Source organism: Cellulosimicrobium sp. Marseille-Q4280 (assembly GCF_943181405.1).
Lineage (GTDB): Bacteria > Actinomycetota > Actinomycetes > Actinomycetales > Cellulomonadaceae > Cellulosimicrobium.
This window is the reverse complement of sequence record NZ_CALPBY010000001.1, coordinates 790,622-804,471: the sequence shown is the minus strand read 5'-3', so window position 1 is coordinate 804,471 and position 13,850 is coordinate 790,622. Positions and strand designations below refer to the sequence as shown.

At 73.6% G+C, this 13,850-nt stretch carries 14 protein-coding genes; 3 read left to right on the top strand and 11 right to left on the bottom strand.

Annotated features, from left to right (window positions below):
* Positions 1–95: 95 nt before the first annotated feature.
* From NFS20_RS03585 to NFS20_RS03565, 5 genes are read right to left on the bottom strand one after another with little or no spacing between them, the layout of a single operon-like run.
* Positions 96–1,682 carry a DUF2142 domain-containing protein gene (locus NFS20_RS03585; protein ID WP_251150348.1) on the bottom strand — a complete coding sequence of 529 codons (1,587 nt, stop codon included), beginning with the start codon at positions 1,680–1,682 and terminating at the stop codon, positions 96–98.
* Positions 1,679–2,719 carry a glycosyltransferase family 2 protein gene (locus NFS20_RS03580; protein WP_251150347.1) on the bottom strand — a complete coding sequence of 347 codons (1,041 nt, stop codon included), beginning with the start codon at positions 2,717–2,719 and terminating at the stop codon, positions 1,679–1,681. The genes NFS20_RS03585 and NFS20_RS03580 overlap by 4 nt, the downstream gene beginning before the upstream one ends.
* A complete protein-coding gene (locus NFS20_RS03575) occupies positions 2,716–3,990 on the bottom strand; it encodes a lipopolysaccharide biosynthesis protein (RefSeq protein WP_251150346.1) in 1,275 nt (424 codons plus the stop codon). Before NFS20_RS03575 ends, NFS20_RS03580 begins: the two co-directional genes overlap by 4 nt.
* On the bottom strand, positions 3,980–4,372 hold the full coding sequence (locus NFS20_RS03570; protein WP_251150345.1) for a DUF2304 domain-containing protein: 393 nt from the start codon (positions 4,370–4,372) through the stop codon (positions 3,980–3,982). Before NFS20_RS03570 ends, NFS20_RS03575 begins: the two co-directional genes overlap by 11 nt.
* Positions 4,369–5,109 carry a glycosyltransferase family 2 protein gene (locus NFS20_RS03565; RefSeq protein ID WP_251150344.1) on the bottom strand — a complete coding sequence of 247 codons (741 nt, stop codon included), beginning with the start codon at positions 5,107–5,109 and terminating at the stop codon, positions 4,369–4,371. The genes NFS20_RS03570 and NFS20_RS03565 overlap by 4 nt, the downstream gene beginning before the upstream one ends.
* Before the next feature lie 98 nt (positions 5,110–5,207).
* On the opposite strand from NFS20_RS03565, the gene NFS20_RS03560 reads away from it, so the two are divergent.
* Positions 5,208–6,341: a glycosyltransferase family 4 protein gene (locus NFS20_RS03560; RefSeq protein WP_251150343.1), complete on the top strand. Its 1,134-nt coding sequence runs from the start codon at positions 5,208–5,210 to the stop codon at positions 6,339–6,341.
* On the opposite strand, the gene NFS20_RS03555 is transcribed toward NFS20_RS03560, so the two are convergent.
* Entirely contained in the window at positions 6,319–6,936 is a 618-nt protein-coding gene (locus NFS20_RS03555) for a dTDP-4-dehydrorhamnose 3,5-epimerase family protein (protein WP_251150342.1), read from the bottom strand. The two genes, NFS20_RS03560 and NFS20_RS03555, sit on opposite strands and share 23 nt — an antisense overlap.
* Positions 6,937–7,120: 184 nt before the next feature.
* Between NFS20_RS03555 and rfbD the strand changes: the two genes are divergently transcribed.
* A complete protein-coding gene (rfbD, locus tag NFS20_RS03550; RefSeq protein ID WP_251150598.1) occupies positions 7,121–8,011 on the top strand; it encodes a dTDP-4-dehydrorhamnose reductase in 891 nt (296 codons plus the stop codon).
* 13 nt (positions 8,012–8,024) lie between these two features.
* Here the strand turns inward: rfbD and NFS20_RS03545 are convergent, their stop codons facing one another.
* The 4 genes from NFS20_RS03545 to NFS20_RS03530 all read right to left on the bottom strand — a co-directional run bounded on the left by NFS20_RS03545 (position 8,025) and on the right by NFS20_RS03530 (position 11,570).
* Entirely contained in the window at positions 8,025–8,741 is a 717-nt protein-coding gene (locus NFS20_RS03545) for a class I SAM-dependent methyltransferase (protein ID WP_251150341.1), read from the bottom strand.
* The gene (locus tag NFS20_RS03540; RefSeq protein WP_251150340.1) at positions 8,741–9,715 is read right to left on the bottom strand and encodes a lysylphosphatidylglycerol synthase domain-containing protein; all 975 of its coding nucleotides are present in this window, start codon (positions 9,713–9,715) and stop codon (positions 8,741–8,743) included. Before NFS20_RS03540 ends, NFS20_RS03545 begins: the two co-directional genes overlap by 1 nt.
* Positions 9,716–9,792: 77 nt before the next feature.
* Positions 9,793–10,656, bottom strand: a complete 864-nt coding sequence (rfbA, locus tag NFS20_RS03535; protein WP_251150339.1) for a glucose-1-phosphate thymidylyltransferase RfbA — start codon at positions 10,654–10,656, stop codon at positions 9,793–9,795.
* 29 nt (positions 10,657–10,685) lie between these two features.
* The gene (locus NFS20_RS03530) at positions 10,686–11,570 is read right to left on the bottom strand and encodes a glycosyltransferase family 2 protein (protein WP_251150338.1); all 885 of its coding nucleotides are present in this window, start codon (positions 11,568–11,570) and stop codon (positions 10,686–10,688) included.
* A gap of 110 nt (positions 11,571–11,680) precedes the next feature.
* Here NFS20_RS03530 and NFS20_RS03525 point away from each other — a divergent pair, with 110 nt between their 5' ends.
* Positions 11,681–12,994 carry a UDP-glucose dehydrogenase family protein gene (locus tag NFS20_RS03525; RefSeq protein WP_251150337.1) on the top strand — a complete coding sequence of 438 codons (1,314 nt, stop codon included), beginning with the start codon at positions 11,681–11,683 and terminating at the stop codon, positions 12,992–12,994.
* A gap of 32 nt (positions 12,995–13,026) precedes the next feature.
* Here NFS20_RS03525 and NFS20_RS03520 read toward each other — a convergent pair whose 3' ends face one another.
* Entirely contained in the window at positions 13,027–13,812 is a 786-nt protein-coding gene (locus tag NFS20_RS03520) for a TIGR03089 family protein (RefSeq protein ID WP_251150336.1), read from the bottom strand.
* Positions 13,813–13,850: the final 38 nt, after the last annotated feature.

The following is a 13,850-nucleotide window of genomic DNA, read 5'->3' as shown; positions in this document are numbered from 1 at the left end:
GCTTGACGTGCAGCAGTCTAGTCACCGTCGGACGGGCGTCGGCGCACGCCGGTGGCCGGGCGCGTCCGTTCCTCGGACGCGGTGGGCGTCGTTCGTCAGCGGTCGGAGGTCTCCGCGCTGGTCAGCGCACGACGACGGTCGTCGCCCGAGGTCGCGCGCAGCACCACGACGACCAGCGCTGCCCAGGCCGCGGTGTACAGGGCCGCGAGCACGAGCGGATGGGCGACGGGCGCCCAGGAGTCCGCGTCCGTGCTGAACCACCCGCCGGCGGCCCCGTTGACGTAGCGGTGCATGTTGACCGCGAACGCGGCGACGTTCACCGCGACGAGGCCGACGCCGAGGGTCGCGAGCAGGTTGGTGTGCAGCCACCCCGGCAGCACGTCCGCCGCGCGGGACACGACCAGGCCCGCGAGGAGCACGAACCCGACCGAGAGCGGGAAGATGTAGCGTCCCTGCCAGAAGAACCCGATCGACTGCGCCTGCGCCGCCTGGAACGCGATCGGGAGGGCGAAGACGACGAGGGCCAGTCCCGCCAGCAGGAGGCGGTCCCGCGAGCGGCCGAGGGCCCAGGCCAGGAAGACCACGAAGCCGATGGTGGCCGCGGCGAGCAGGTAGAGCCAGACGGGGACGGCGACGTCCAGCCACCCCAGCGCGGAGATCAGCTGCTGCACGTAGGCGCTCGTGTTCCCGAGCGTGAAGGTCACGGCGTCGCGGAGCGGGATCCCGGAACCGCCCCCGTCGGGTACCGCGCTCGCACCGAAGATCCAGGCCGTGCCGACCGCGCACGCGGCGACGCCCGCCGCCACGCCCCACCACAGTCGGCGGTCGCGGAAGACCTCCCGCAGCGTCGACCAGGGCACGCTCGCGACGCACAGCACCACGATCAGGGCGGCGAAGAACGGGCCGAGGCTCCGCGCGTTGGCGAGGAGGAGCGCAGCGATCCCCACCCGCACGAGGCGCCGCGGCGTGAGCGCGGCGTCCGGGGAGTGCAGCAGGGCGAGGAGGGCGACCCACAGGAGCGCCGCGCCGGTGACCTCGATCGACTGGGGGTTGACCGAGCCGAGGAGGTTCACGACCGTCGGTGTGACGGGGAGCAGCAGCGCGAGCCCGAGCCAGCGTCGCGTCCTGAGCTCGACGATCGTGCGCACGGCGAGCGCCAGCACGAGGGAGGCCAGGGCGGCGTTCACCAGGCGCATGAGAAGGACCGTGTGCTCGCCGCCCCCGGGCAGAAGGCTCGGCAGGCCCACGATCGCGTAGTACAACGGGTTGTAGTTGATCGCGGAGGTCTGGACGGGCGTCGGCGTGTCGATGTCGCCGCTCAGGTCCGGCTGGCACGAGGCCGGCTGGTCGGGGTCGAACGCGAAGCAGTTGGGGTAGAGCGAGAGCTGGAGGTACAGGTTCGGCAGCTCCACCACGCCGATGCCGTTCTCCGCACCGTCGGGCGAGAGGTCCTCGGCACCGCGCACGGTGGCGGCCGCCTTCACGACGTGCGCGGGCTCGTCGACCGACGCCATGAGCGGGTTGCTCACGGCCCACAGGGCGCTGACGGCGAACAGCGCCACGAAGGCTGACCAGAACGCGGCGCGAGGTGTCGAGCGCCGCGCGGTGAACACCCGCTCGACCCACGCGGGAGTGCCGGGGGTGGCAGGGGCGGCGGGGGCGGAGACCGTGGTCTGGGTCATGGTCGACCCTTTCGCGTCAGCAGTCGGCGGGCGGTCGACCAGTACGCGCGCAGCACGCCCTCGAGCGGTCGCGCCGCGGGAGGGAGAGGTGTCTGCGCCGGGTCGAACGTGTCGGTGAGGAGGGAGAACAGCTCGCGGTCCGGAACGGTCCGGGCGCGCTGGACGACCGCACGACGCCGACGGATCCACGACGCGTGGGTGAGGCACCACCACCACCCGGCGACCTTCTGCCGACCCCAGCCCTGCAGGACGGCGACGAGCAGCAGCGCGAGGTCGAACGCGACGAGCGGGAGCGCGAGAGCGGCGAGGGTGGCGCGCTCGTGGCACGTGAGCAGGAGCAGCCAGCGGTTGCGCTCGACGAGGTACATCTTCAGCGGGCTGCGGGAGAACTCGTAGTGGTGGAGCACGCGCGCGTCGCCGAGCACCTGCACGCGCAGGCCCTGCTGCCAGCACCGCCAGCTGAGCTCCATGTCCTCCATGTACGCGAAGTACTCGTCGGGGAACCCGCGCAGGTGCTCCCAGAGGTCGCGCCGCAGGACCAGGCACGCGCCGCTGGCGGAGGCGACGTCGCGGACCGCGGGGACCTCGGCTGCGGGCGTCCCCATCCGGCCGGCCCAGCTCAGACCCAGCACGTGCAGCGGGTTCCCCGCCGAGTTCACGGTGCCGGGGGAGTCGGCGAGGAGGACGGTGGCACCCGCGACACCGACGTCGGGCGCGCCCTCGAGGTGGGTGACGAGGCGGGACAGCGTCGACGGCTCGACGACGGCGTCGCTGTTGACGAGGGCGAGGAACCTCCCGTGCGCACGCCGGGCGCCGAGGTTCACCCCACCGGTGAAGCCGAGGTTCCGGCCGGGGGTGAGGACCTCGACGCGCTCGTCGGCAGGGAGCCGCCCGACGGCGTCGGAGGTGCAGCCGTTGTCGACGACGACGAGCTCGATCGTGACACCCTCGGAGGCCAGGACCGCGCGCACCGCCTCGTGCAGGTACTCCTCGGCGCCGAAGGCGAGGACGACGACGGAGACGTCGGGCTGGGTCACGGGAGGGCCTCTCGGCGGAGCTGGTCCCAGCGGCGGTCCGTCCGGCGCAGGGCGATCGTCAGGGCGAGGAACGAGACGGCCGACCCGATCGTCAGGGCGACCGCGACGCGGAGGTCGAGCGTGCCGGGCAGGGGCAGCGAGACGAGCGCGCCGACGACGCCGGCGGCCCACGCGAGCGCGACGACCCGCTCCTGCTCGTGGGCGAGGAGCGCCTGGGCCTGCACCTGCGCCAGCATGAACACGCCGCCGGAGACCGCCACGACCACGAGGGTGGAGAGCCCGACCGCGAACTCCGGACCGTAGATCAGTGCCAGAGCCTGCTCGCCGAGCAGCCAGACGCCCGCGACACCGGAGACGGCGAGAGCCAGGGCCGCGAGGCGCGCCCCGCGGACTGCCGTCCGGTACCGGACGACGTCGTGCCGCGCGATATGACCCGCCAGGGACGGCAGGAAGACCGCCTGGACCGCGGCGAACAGGAAGAGCGGGATCCGGGCGACGGTCACGGCGGCGACGAAACGACCGCTGAGACCCTGCTGGGCGGGCGTGGCGAGCGCTGCCATGGCGATCGGGCCGAGGCTCGCGAGGACCTGGGCCGCGGTGGACGCGGCGACGAGGGCGCCGATCCCGGCCCCCCGGGGAAGGTCGCGATGTCCCCGCCCGACGTGCAGGAGCGCGCGCGGCGAGGCCGTGACGAGGGTGGCGACCACGGGCGCGAGCACGAGGACGAGCCCGTAGGACAGGCGCGACGCGTCCGGCAGGGCGAAGAGCGCGCCCGCCAGGACGATCCGGAGCGCGCCGTCCACGCCCAGCTGCGCGCCGTACCGGACGAAGCGTCCCTGACCCGCCAGCACTCCCCGGGCGTAGTAGGCGAGCGCCTGGCCGACGAGACCGAGGACCACGACGACGACGATGTCCTGGGCGGAGCCGAAGAACACGTCGGCCAGCCACGGCATGAGGGCGAGGCCCACGACGAGGACGACGGCCGACGCCACGACCCCGAACCGGACCGCCGTGACGACGTTGGCGCCGCGCCCGGTCGCCCGGCTCGCGGCCAGCCGGCGTCCGGTCTCCTGCTCCAAGGGCTGGAACAGGCCGATGCCCAGGGCGTTGAGCACGGTCCACGCGACCGACACGGGTGCGGAGGCCGCGGGACCGAGGTCGCGGCCGACGAGGGCGAGGAAGACGAAGTTGGACAGGCCGAAGAGGCCCAGCCCGCACGCCACCCAGATCGGTCCGAGGTCGGCACGCGTCCTGGAGGGGTCAGCCCTCATCGGTGAGCGTCTCGACGTCGAGGTCGGTGCGCGCGCGCGAACCGCGGGTGAGGACGTCGACGTCGAAGCGGAGCATGGCGACTTCCTCGACCAGGACGCGCGTCTCCTCCTCGAGCGCAGTGGTCTCGACGCTCAGCTGGATGCACACGCCGAGCAGGACCGCGAGGGCGAGCGCGAAGAGGAGGTTGCTCGGCGTCTCGACGCCGACCACGCCCGCGAGGGTCTCGACGACGCCCGGGAACGCGCCGACGACGCACACGGCCACGGCGAGCACCAGCCAGGTGGCCGCGTACTTCTCACGGAGGCGGCGACGGCGGAGGAGGACGACCAGGAAGACGACGAGGGCGACGCACGCGCCCAGGGCGAGGACGTATCCGCTCAAGGGAGGTCTCCTTCGGGCACGACGACGGGCCTGGTCAGTGCGATCGTGAGCGCCAGGACCGCGCGACCGAGGAAGACGGCCGCCTTGGCGGGGTTGTGGGACGGGGTGCCGCCGGCGCGCGGGCGCATCGAGACGCCGACCTGCCGGACCCGCAGCCCCGAGCGCGCGGCGATGACGAGCGACTCGATGGTGTCGCCCAGGTACTCCGCGGGGTAGTCCCGCGCGAACAGCTCGATCGCGCGACGGTTCGAGGCCTTGAAGCCCGAGGTCGTGTCCGTCAGGCGCGTCTTCGTGACCCTTGACAAGGTCACGGAGAGCAGCCGCATCGCCCATCGCCGGGGGCCGCGCACGGCGTACTTGCCCTCGCCGGCGAAGCGGGCGCCGATGACGACGTCGGCGCCCTGCGACTCCAGCACCTCGAGGAGCCTGGGCACCTCGGCGGGATCGTGCTGGCCGTCCGCGTCGAGCTGGACCGCGACGTCGTAGCCGTGGTTGCGCGCGAACTTGTACCCGGCGCGCATCGCCCCTCCGACGCCGAGGTTCAGCGGGAGCTCGAGGACCATCGTCCGGCCGCGTCGCGCCGAGGCGGCGGTGGAGTCGGTCGACCCGTCGTCGACGACGAGGACGTCCGCCCAGGGGATGGAGGCCTCGATGTCGTCGAGGACGCCGGGCAGGGCCTCCTCCTCGTTCCACGCGGGCACGACGACGAGCACGCGAGGAGGTCCGGGGGCGGTCACGGTCGACGATGATACCGCTGCCCGTCCCGGGGGACGGCCTTGCTAGTGTCCCTGTCTCCCGGCCCTTCCCATCGCGACACAGGAACTGGAGCGCCCTCGTGCGAGTCCTCCTCGACGCCACCGCCGTCCCGGCCGACCGTGGGGGCGTCGGCCGCTACGTCGACGAGCTCGTCCCCGAGCTCGTCGCCGCCGGGGTCGACCTCGTCCTCGCCGTCCAGCGACGCGACGTCGACCTCTTCGCGCGCGTCGCGCCGGCCGCCGAGCTCGTGCCCGCGCCCTCGCACGTCGCACGTCGGGCGACGCGCCTGGCGTGGGAGCAGTCCGGCCTGCCGGCGCTCGTGCGCTCCGTGCGTCCCGACGTCGTGCACTCGCCGCACTACACGCTCCCGCTCGTCACGGGGGCACCGACCGTCGTCACGCTCCACGACGCCACCTTCTTCACGACGCCGGAGCTGCACCTGCGGTCCAAGGCCGTCTTCTTCCGCAACGCCATCAAGGTCGCGTCGCGGCGCGCGGACGCGCTCGTCGTGCCGTCCCGCGCGACGCGGGACGAGGTCGTCCGGCTCGTCGGCGCCGACGCCGGGAAGTTCTTCGTCGCGTACCACGGCGTGGACCACGCGCGGTTCCACCCGACGAGCACCGACGAGCGCGAGCGGGTGCGCCGCACGCTCGACGTCGGCGACGCGCCCTACGTCGGCTTCCTCGGGACGCTCGAGCCCCGCAAGAACGTCCCTGCCCTCGTCCGGGGCTGGGTCGAGGCGTGCGCCGGGCTCGAGAGCCCCCCGGCTCTCGTCCTCGCGGGCGGCCGCGGGTGGGACGACCGGATCGACGCCGAGATCGCGCACGTGCCCGACCACCTGACGGTCCGCCGTCCGGGCTATCTGCCGCTCGACGACCTGCCGGGCTTCCTCGGTGGGGCGAGCGTGCTCGCCTACCCCAGCCTCGGGGAAGGGTTCGGCCTGCCCGTGCTCGAGGCGATGGCCTGCCGTGCGACGGTGCTCACGACGCGCGAGCTCTCGCTGCCGGAGGTGGGCGGCGACGCCGTCGCGTACTGCGGGACGGACGACACCTCCATCGCGCGCGAGCTGGGCTCGCTCCTCGCCGACGACGCGCGCCGTGCGGCGCTCGCCGACGCGGCCGCCGTCCGCGCGCAGGAGTTCACGTGGGCCGCCGCGGCCCGCGTCCACGTGGAGGCGTACGAGGCCGCGATCAGGCGCGCAGGGAGGCGATGAACTCCTCGACGGCCGCGGCCGTCGGGAGCAGGCCCTGCTCCGCCGCCTCGTGCAGCCCGGGTGCGGCCTCGTCCTTCGCGGAGAGCTGGGGCGTGAGCGGCGAGCCGTCGCGCGCCGTCGTCGGCCACTCGATGCCGACCGCCGGGTCGAGCGGGTGGATCCCGTGCTCGCGGCCGGGCGCGTAGCCGGTCGAGCACAGGTACAGGACCGTCGAGTCGTCCTCGAGGGAGAGGAAGGCGTGCCCGAGCCCCTCGCCGAGGTAGATGGCCCGACGGTCCACGTCGTCCAGCAGGACCGAGTCCCACTGCCCGAACGTCGGCGAACCGACGCGGACGTCCACGACGACGTCGAGCACCGCGCCCCGGGCGCACGTCACGTACTTGGCCTGTCCCGGCGGGACGTCGGCGAAGTGGATCCCGCGCAGCACGCCTGCGGCGGAGACCGAGCAGTTCGCCTGCTGCAGGTCGAGCGGGTGCCCCACCGCCTCGGCGAAGGGTCCGGCCTTGAACCACTCGAGGAAGACCCCTCGCGGGTCGCCGTGCTGTTGCGGCGTGATCTCCCACGCACCGGGGACGGCGAGCTCGCGGAGCTGCATCGGTCGTACTCCTCTTCCGGACGTCGTGGCGGACCCCGCCGCGGACGTCGCGCGGCGGGCCCTAGGATCTTACGGTGCCCCGACCGGGCGCACGGTGCGGCCCTCTGCGCGACGCGGGCGGGCGCATCTCTGCAGGCCGCCGAGCGCGGCCCACATCCAGGGACGGAGCGTCGTGGACGAGACGATGGACCACGGGACCACGCGGACCGGATCCACCGGGCCATCACGCCGGTGGCTGGTGGTCGGCGCGGGCGGGATGCTGGGACAGGACGTCGTGGCGGCCGTCGCGGCCTCGGGGGACGAGGTCGTGCCGGTGGACCGCCGGTCGCTCGACGTCACGGACCCCAGCGCGACGGCCGCGGCGGCCCGGGGCTTCGACGTGGTCGTCAACTGCGCCGCCTGGACCGCGGTGGACGACGCCGAGTCGCAGGAGCCGGCCGCCTTCGCCGTGAACGGCACGGGCGCCGCGAACGTCGCACGGGGGGCCGCCCGCGCGGGCGCACGGGTCGTGCACGTCTCGACCGACTACGTGTTCGACGGTCGCGCCTCCACCCCGTACGCGGAGGACGCCGCACCCGCGCCGCGGTCCGCCTACGGGCGCACCAAGGCGGCGGGCGAGTGGGCCGTGCGGGCCGAGGCCCCGGACCACCTCGTCGTGCGGACCGCGTGGCTGTACGGGGCGCACGGCGCGTGCTTCCCGAAGACGATGGCCCGGCTCGCCGGCGAGCGCGACGAGCTCACCGTCGTCGACGACCAGGTCGGTCAGCCGACCTGGACGGTCGACCTCGCGGACCTCGTCGTGCGCCTCGTGGCTGCGGGTGCGCCGAGCGGGACGTACCACGGCACGTCGTCGGGCTCCGCGTCCTGGTACGAGTTCGCCCGGCACGTGGTGGCGTCGGCGGGCGGGAGCGCCCGCGTGGTGCCGACGACGAGCGAGGGCTTCGTCCGTCCGGCGCCCCGCCCGGCGTACTCCGTGCTGGGGCACGACGCCCTGCGCGCCGCGGGCGTGGAGCCGATCGGGGCGTGGGAGGAGCGCTGGGCGCTCGCCGCGCCCACCGTGCTCGGCCGGGGCTGACCGGCCGGGGCGGTCAGGCGGGGGTCAGGAGCGACGTCTGCTCGCCGTACGGCAGCGTGGGCGTGAGCCCGGTGCAGCGGGTCTCGCGCAGCCCGCTGCCCTCGATCGCGGGCCGGTACCTGGCCCGGCGGCTGTTGTCGAACACCACGAGACCGTCCGGCGCGAGCCGGCGGACGGCGCGCGCGAGGCTCGCGCCGCGCGCGCGGCCGTCGACCACCACGAGGTCGAACGTCCCGCCCGCGCGGTCGATCGCCGCGACGTAGTCGGCGAAGTCGAGCCCGGACTGCCCCTCCTTCTGGGACGGCACCGCGGGGTGGTCCGAGACCTCCGGCTCGACGAGCTCGACGCTGAGGTTCTCCTGCGCCTCGAACGCGGGACGCATGTACTCGTAGAAGCCCTCGTGGTGCTCGACGGAGTGCACCTCGCCGGCGCGGCGCGCGAGCCACAGCGAGCTGGCCCCCGACCCGTACTCGAAGATCCGCGCGTGCTCGCGGCCGCCGAGCCATGACTCCACCGCGTCGATCGCGTCGTACGTCCACCACGGGACGTCCATCTCGATCATGGCCTGGGGGTCGTACACGCGGGTGAGGCTGTAGAACCAGTGCTTGGTGCGCGCGGCACGGGGAGGAGGGGCGTCGTCGAGGACGTGCAGGGCGCGCAGGCCCGACCCGAGCGTCTTCATGCCCGACACGTAGGCGCTCTTCGACATGCGGAGGACGGTGTCTCTCATCAGGGCTGCTCCTCGGTCGCCGCCAGGCGGCTCCTTCGACGAAGGTACGAGAACGCCACCAGGGCGGCGGCGCCGTCCACGAGAACATAGAGCAGGCGGGAGACCGTGGCAACGATCACACCGGGCGCCGCGCCGAGTCCGCACAGGGCGGCGAAGACGATCTCCCGCAACCCCGCTCCCGCGGGCACGGGGACCGCGACGATCCCCACCGTCCAGGCGGCCACGGCGGCCATGGACACGGCCGCGGGCGACTGCGCGTACCCGAGGGACGCGGTGACGAGCACCGCGGCCCCGCCGACGAAGAGCCACGAGGGCAGCGTCAGGAGGGTCAGCCGCGTCATCGCGGCCCAGCTCGGCACCGTGAGCATCCGGTCTCCCCGGAGCGCGACGTGCATCAGCCGCAGCCCGAGCCCGACGACGCGCGGGTGCAGGAGGACCGCTCCCACGGGGAGGGCGAGGGCGAACCAGGCAACCCAGCTCGGCGCGTCGCCCAGACCGACGGCGAGCGGCCCGACGACGCCGCAGAACCACCCGCCGGACACGACGATCGCGCCGAGCGACAGGAGCGTCGAGGCGTAGCTGGTGCGCCGGTCGATCCCGCCGCGCAGCGACAGCTCGCCGCGCCCGACGATCGCCCAGATCCCCCCGGGCAGGTACTTGCCGATCTCGCCGCCGAAGTACCAGGCGAGGACGTCGGTCACGGTGCGGCCGTGCCCGACGATCCGTAGGCAGTACCACCACGCCGTGGCGAGGACGAGGCCCGCGAGGGCGCTGACCACGAGAGCCACGACGAGGAGCGTCAGGTCGGCCGACCGCAGGTCTCCCGAGATGCGGTCCCACTGCGTGACGACCGTCCACACGCACAGCCCGACGGCGACGACGGCGACCAGGCGGCCCGCGAGGCGGACCCACCGGGCACGGGCGGTGGGGGTGCGGCCGTCGTCCTCGGCGGCACCGGGCTCCTCGGTTGTCACGGGCCCACAGTACGGTGCCGTCCGACGATGCCCCAGGACCCCGCGGCCGGACGCGGCCCGGGCCGGTGCGCGACGGGCTACGCGTCCAGGAGGCTGATCAGGTAGGAGCCGTAGCCGGACTTGACGAGCGCCTCGCCGCGGCGGCGGAGCTCGTCGTCGGTGAGGAAGCCGCGACGCCAGGCGACCTCCTCGGGCGAGCCGATCTTCATGCCCTGCCGGTTCTCGATCGTCCGGACGAAGTCGGACGCCTCGAGGAGCGAGTCGAACGTGCCGGTGTCGAGCCACGCCGTGCCACGGGGGAGGACCTCGACCCGCAGCCGGCCCTGGCGCAGGTACTCGCGGTTGACGTCGGTGATCTCGTACTCGCCGCGAGCCGACGGTTCGAGGTCGCGCGCGATCGCGACGACGTCGTTGTCGTAGAAGTACAGACCGGGCACCGCATAGTTCGACTTCGGCTCGGCGGGCTTCTCCTCGAGCGACAGGGCGCGGCCCTGCGCATCGAACTCGACGACCCCGTAGGCCGTCGGGTCGGACACGCGGTACGCGAAGACGGCGCCGCCGTCGATGTCCTCGAACCGGGTGAGCTGGGAGCCCAGGCCGGGGCCGTAGAAGATGTTGTCCCCCAGGACCAGGGCGGCGGAGTCGTCCCCGATGAAGTCGGCGCCGAGGACGAAGGCCTGGGCGAGGCCGTTGGGCTCGGCCTGGACCGTGTAGCTGATCGAGACGCCGAACTGCGAGCCGTCACCGAGGAGACGTCGGAACTGCTCGGCGTCGTGCGGGGTGGTGATGACGAGGATGTCCTGGATGCCCGCGAGGATCAGCGTGGACAGCGGGTAGTAGATCATCGGCTTGTCGTACACCGGGACGAGCTGCTTGCTCACGCCGAGGGTGATCGGGTGCAGTCGGGTGCCGGAGCCGCCGGCCAGGATGATTCCACGCATGGTCGCCATTGTGCCGCACGCGGGAGCGCTCAGGACCGTGCGGTCCGGCGCGCACCGGCGACCTCGAGCTGCTCGCGCAGGCGCAGGCCGAGGACGGCGACCCAGCGCACCGGTGCCTCGAACCAGCGCCGGTACCGGCGACGCACGTACCGTCGGGCGCTGGCGTGGTGGGCGCGGATCATCGGTTCGGGCGTGCGCTTCCAGGACGCGCCCTGGATGTGGGTCACGGTCGCCGAGGGGACGACGACGTTGTCCCACCCCGCACGGCCGAGCCGTTCACCGAGGTCGAGGTCCTCGAAGAACATGAAGTAGCCGCTGTCGAAGCCGGAGACCGCCTCGAACGCCTCGCGGCGCAGCAGGAGGAGTGCGCCCGAGAGCCAGCCGACGGCGCGCTCGGCCCCGGGGTCCGCGGGGTTCTCCCGGCGATAGCGGCGGGACAGCGGGTTGGACGGCCAGATGCGCACCAGGAGCGCGTGCCCGGCCCCGAGCCACAGCGAGGGGACCGCCCGCGCCGACGGGTACACCGTGCCGTCCTCGTTGAGGATCCGCGGCCCGAGCGAGCCGGCCGCCGGATGGCGCGCGGCGGCGTCGAGCAGGGTGTCCAGGGACCCGGGCTCCCAGACGACGTCGGGGTTCGCGACCACCAGCCACGGGGAGGTGGAGCCCTGCGCGCCGATGTTCGCCGCACGGCCGTAGCCGAGGTTGCCCCCGGACTCCACGAGTCGCGCCGCGCCCTCGTCGACGAGCCCTTGCACGACCGCGCTGGGCCCGCCGTTGTTCACCAGGACCAGCTCGTACGACGCGCTCGTCGCCGTGCGCAGCGAGCGCACGAAGGCCTCGAGCTCGGGGCCGGGGTTGAACACGACGCAGACGACTCGGACGGCAGGAGGGACCGGCGGAGGGGCGGACGGCATGGCACGCGAGCCTAGCGGTCGAGCGGCGCGCGCCAGGCACACCGCCGGCGATTGGGGCGTAGGGTCCCGATCGGATAGCCTCCTCGCGAAATCGGCCCGAAGGACACGTCGTGAAAATCTCAGTGATCGGTTGTGGTTACCTCGGTGCCGTGCACGCAGCGTGCATGGCCAGGCTCGGCCACGAGGTGGTGGGGGTCGACGTCGACGAGGCGAAGATCGCCGCGCTCGCGGAGGGGCGCGCGCCGTTCTTCGAGCCCGGCCTGCCCGAGCTGCTCGGCGAGGTCTCCGGCACCGGAGCCCTCCGTTTCACCACCGACATGGCCGAGGTCGCCGGTTCGCAGGTCCACTTCGTCTGCGTCGGGACGCCCCAGCGACGGGGCGAGTACGCCGCCGACCTGCGGTACGTCGAGAGCGCCGTGGACGCGCTGATCCCTCACCTGCGCGACGGCGACCTGGTCGTCGGCAAGTCGACGGTCCCGGTCGGCACCGCAGCCGGTATCGCGGAGCGGCTCGGGCGCGAGGCTCCCGGCGTCTCCCTCGCCTGGAACCCGGAGTTCCTCCGCGAGGGCTTCGCCGTCAAGGACACCCTCCACCCCGACCGCCTGGTCTACGGCGTCCCGGGTGGCGAGGCGGGGGAGCTGGCGGTCGCGCAGCTCGACGAGGTGTACGCCGGGCCGTTGTCGGAGCACACCCCGCGCGTCGTCACCGACTACCCGACCGCGGAGCTCGTGAAGGTCGCCGCGAACTCGTTCCTCGCGACGAAGATCTCGTTCATCAACGCCATGGCCGAGCTGTGCGAGGAGACGGGTGCGGACGTCACGCGGCTCGCCGACGCCATCGGCTACGACGACCGCATCGGGCGCAAGTTCCTCAACGCGGGCCTCGGCTTCGGTGGCGGCTGCCTCCCGAAGGACATCCGCGCCTTCATGGCGCGTGCGGGGGAGCTCGGCGCGGACCAGGCGGTCGCGTTCCTCAAGGAGATCGACGCGATCAACACCCGGCGTCGGGTCCGGATGGTCGACCTCGCGCGCGAGGTGCTCGACGGCTCGATCGTGGGCAAGCGCATCGCCGTGCTCGGCGCGGCGTTCAAGCCCAACAGCGACGACGTCCGGGACTCGCCGGCCCTCGACGTGGCGGTGCAGCTCGCGCGACAGGGCGCGGACGTCCGCGTGACGGACCCCGAGGCCGTCCCGAACGCGCGGCGCCTGCATCCTGAGCTCCGGCTCGTCGAGTCCCTGGACGAGGCCGTCGTGGACGCCGAGATCGTGCTGCTGCTCACGGAGTGGCAGGAGTACCGCGAGCTCGTCCCGGCGGAGCTCGCGGAGAAGGTCGCGGGGCTGCGGATCCTCGACGGACGGAACGTCCTCGACCCGGTCGCGTGGCGCGCCGCCGGGTGGACCTACCGGGCGCTCGGCCGTCCCTGACCCGTCGCCCCGCACCGTCCCTGCGGTTTGCGTCAGCCGGTGACGCGCTCGTCGCGAGCGATGCGCTCGAGGCGCGACGGGTCCTGCGTCCGCACGAGGACCGCGGACCCGTCGGACGCCCACAGACGCAGAGCGGTCCGCAGGACGCCGTCCAGGGGCTGCCCTGCCGTGGGCAGGAGCTCCCGGCGGCCGGCTCCTGCCGTCCCGCCCTGCGTCCCCTCGGGCGTCACGGGAGGAACGAGACCGGCGTGCTCCCAGGTGGCGGTGCCGGTGACGGCGGGAAGGGCGAGGTCCGGGTCGGGGACCCAGGCGACCTGGTCGCCGTACGTCATCACGGCCGACGCCGCGTCGATCGCGCCGGGAGGCAGGGCGCCGTCGAACCGGCGGGCGAGCGCCGGGAGCGAGACCGCGACGATCTCCGCCCCGGAGTCGTCCCACTCCGCGGGCCGCGTCGTCACGACGACGTCCGGTCGCTCGGGCGCCCGGGTCACCCCGCCTTCCTCGACCAGCACCGCCGTCGCCCCGACCCGCCACACGGCGAACGCCCAGACGACGGTGCGCCAATGCACGGGGAGGTCGATCACGACCCGCGTTCGGGGCCCGGCGTCGAATTCCTCGACGAGCAGGTTCGTCGTCTTGTTGATCCAGTTTTCAAGCACCGCGCCGGACAGCTCGACGCGTTCACCGTCGTCGCCATACCACGTGAGCCGGGGACGGCCGGGCTCGCGGGTGATCAGACGCAGCAGGTCAGCGACGTGAGCCGGGCGTTCGCGGGGAGCATCGGGGCCGACCGTGGAAGCGTGGGGAGAGGTCACCATGGCACCACCCTAGGCGGTGTGCTATGCGTCCGGACATG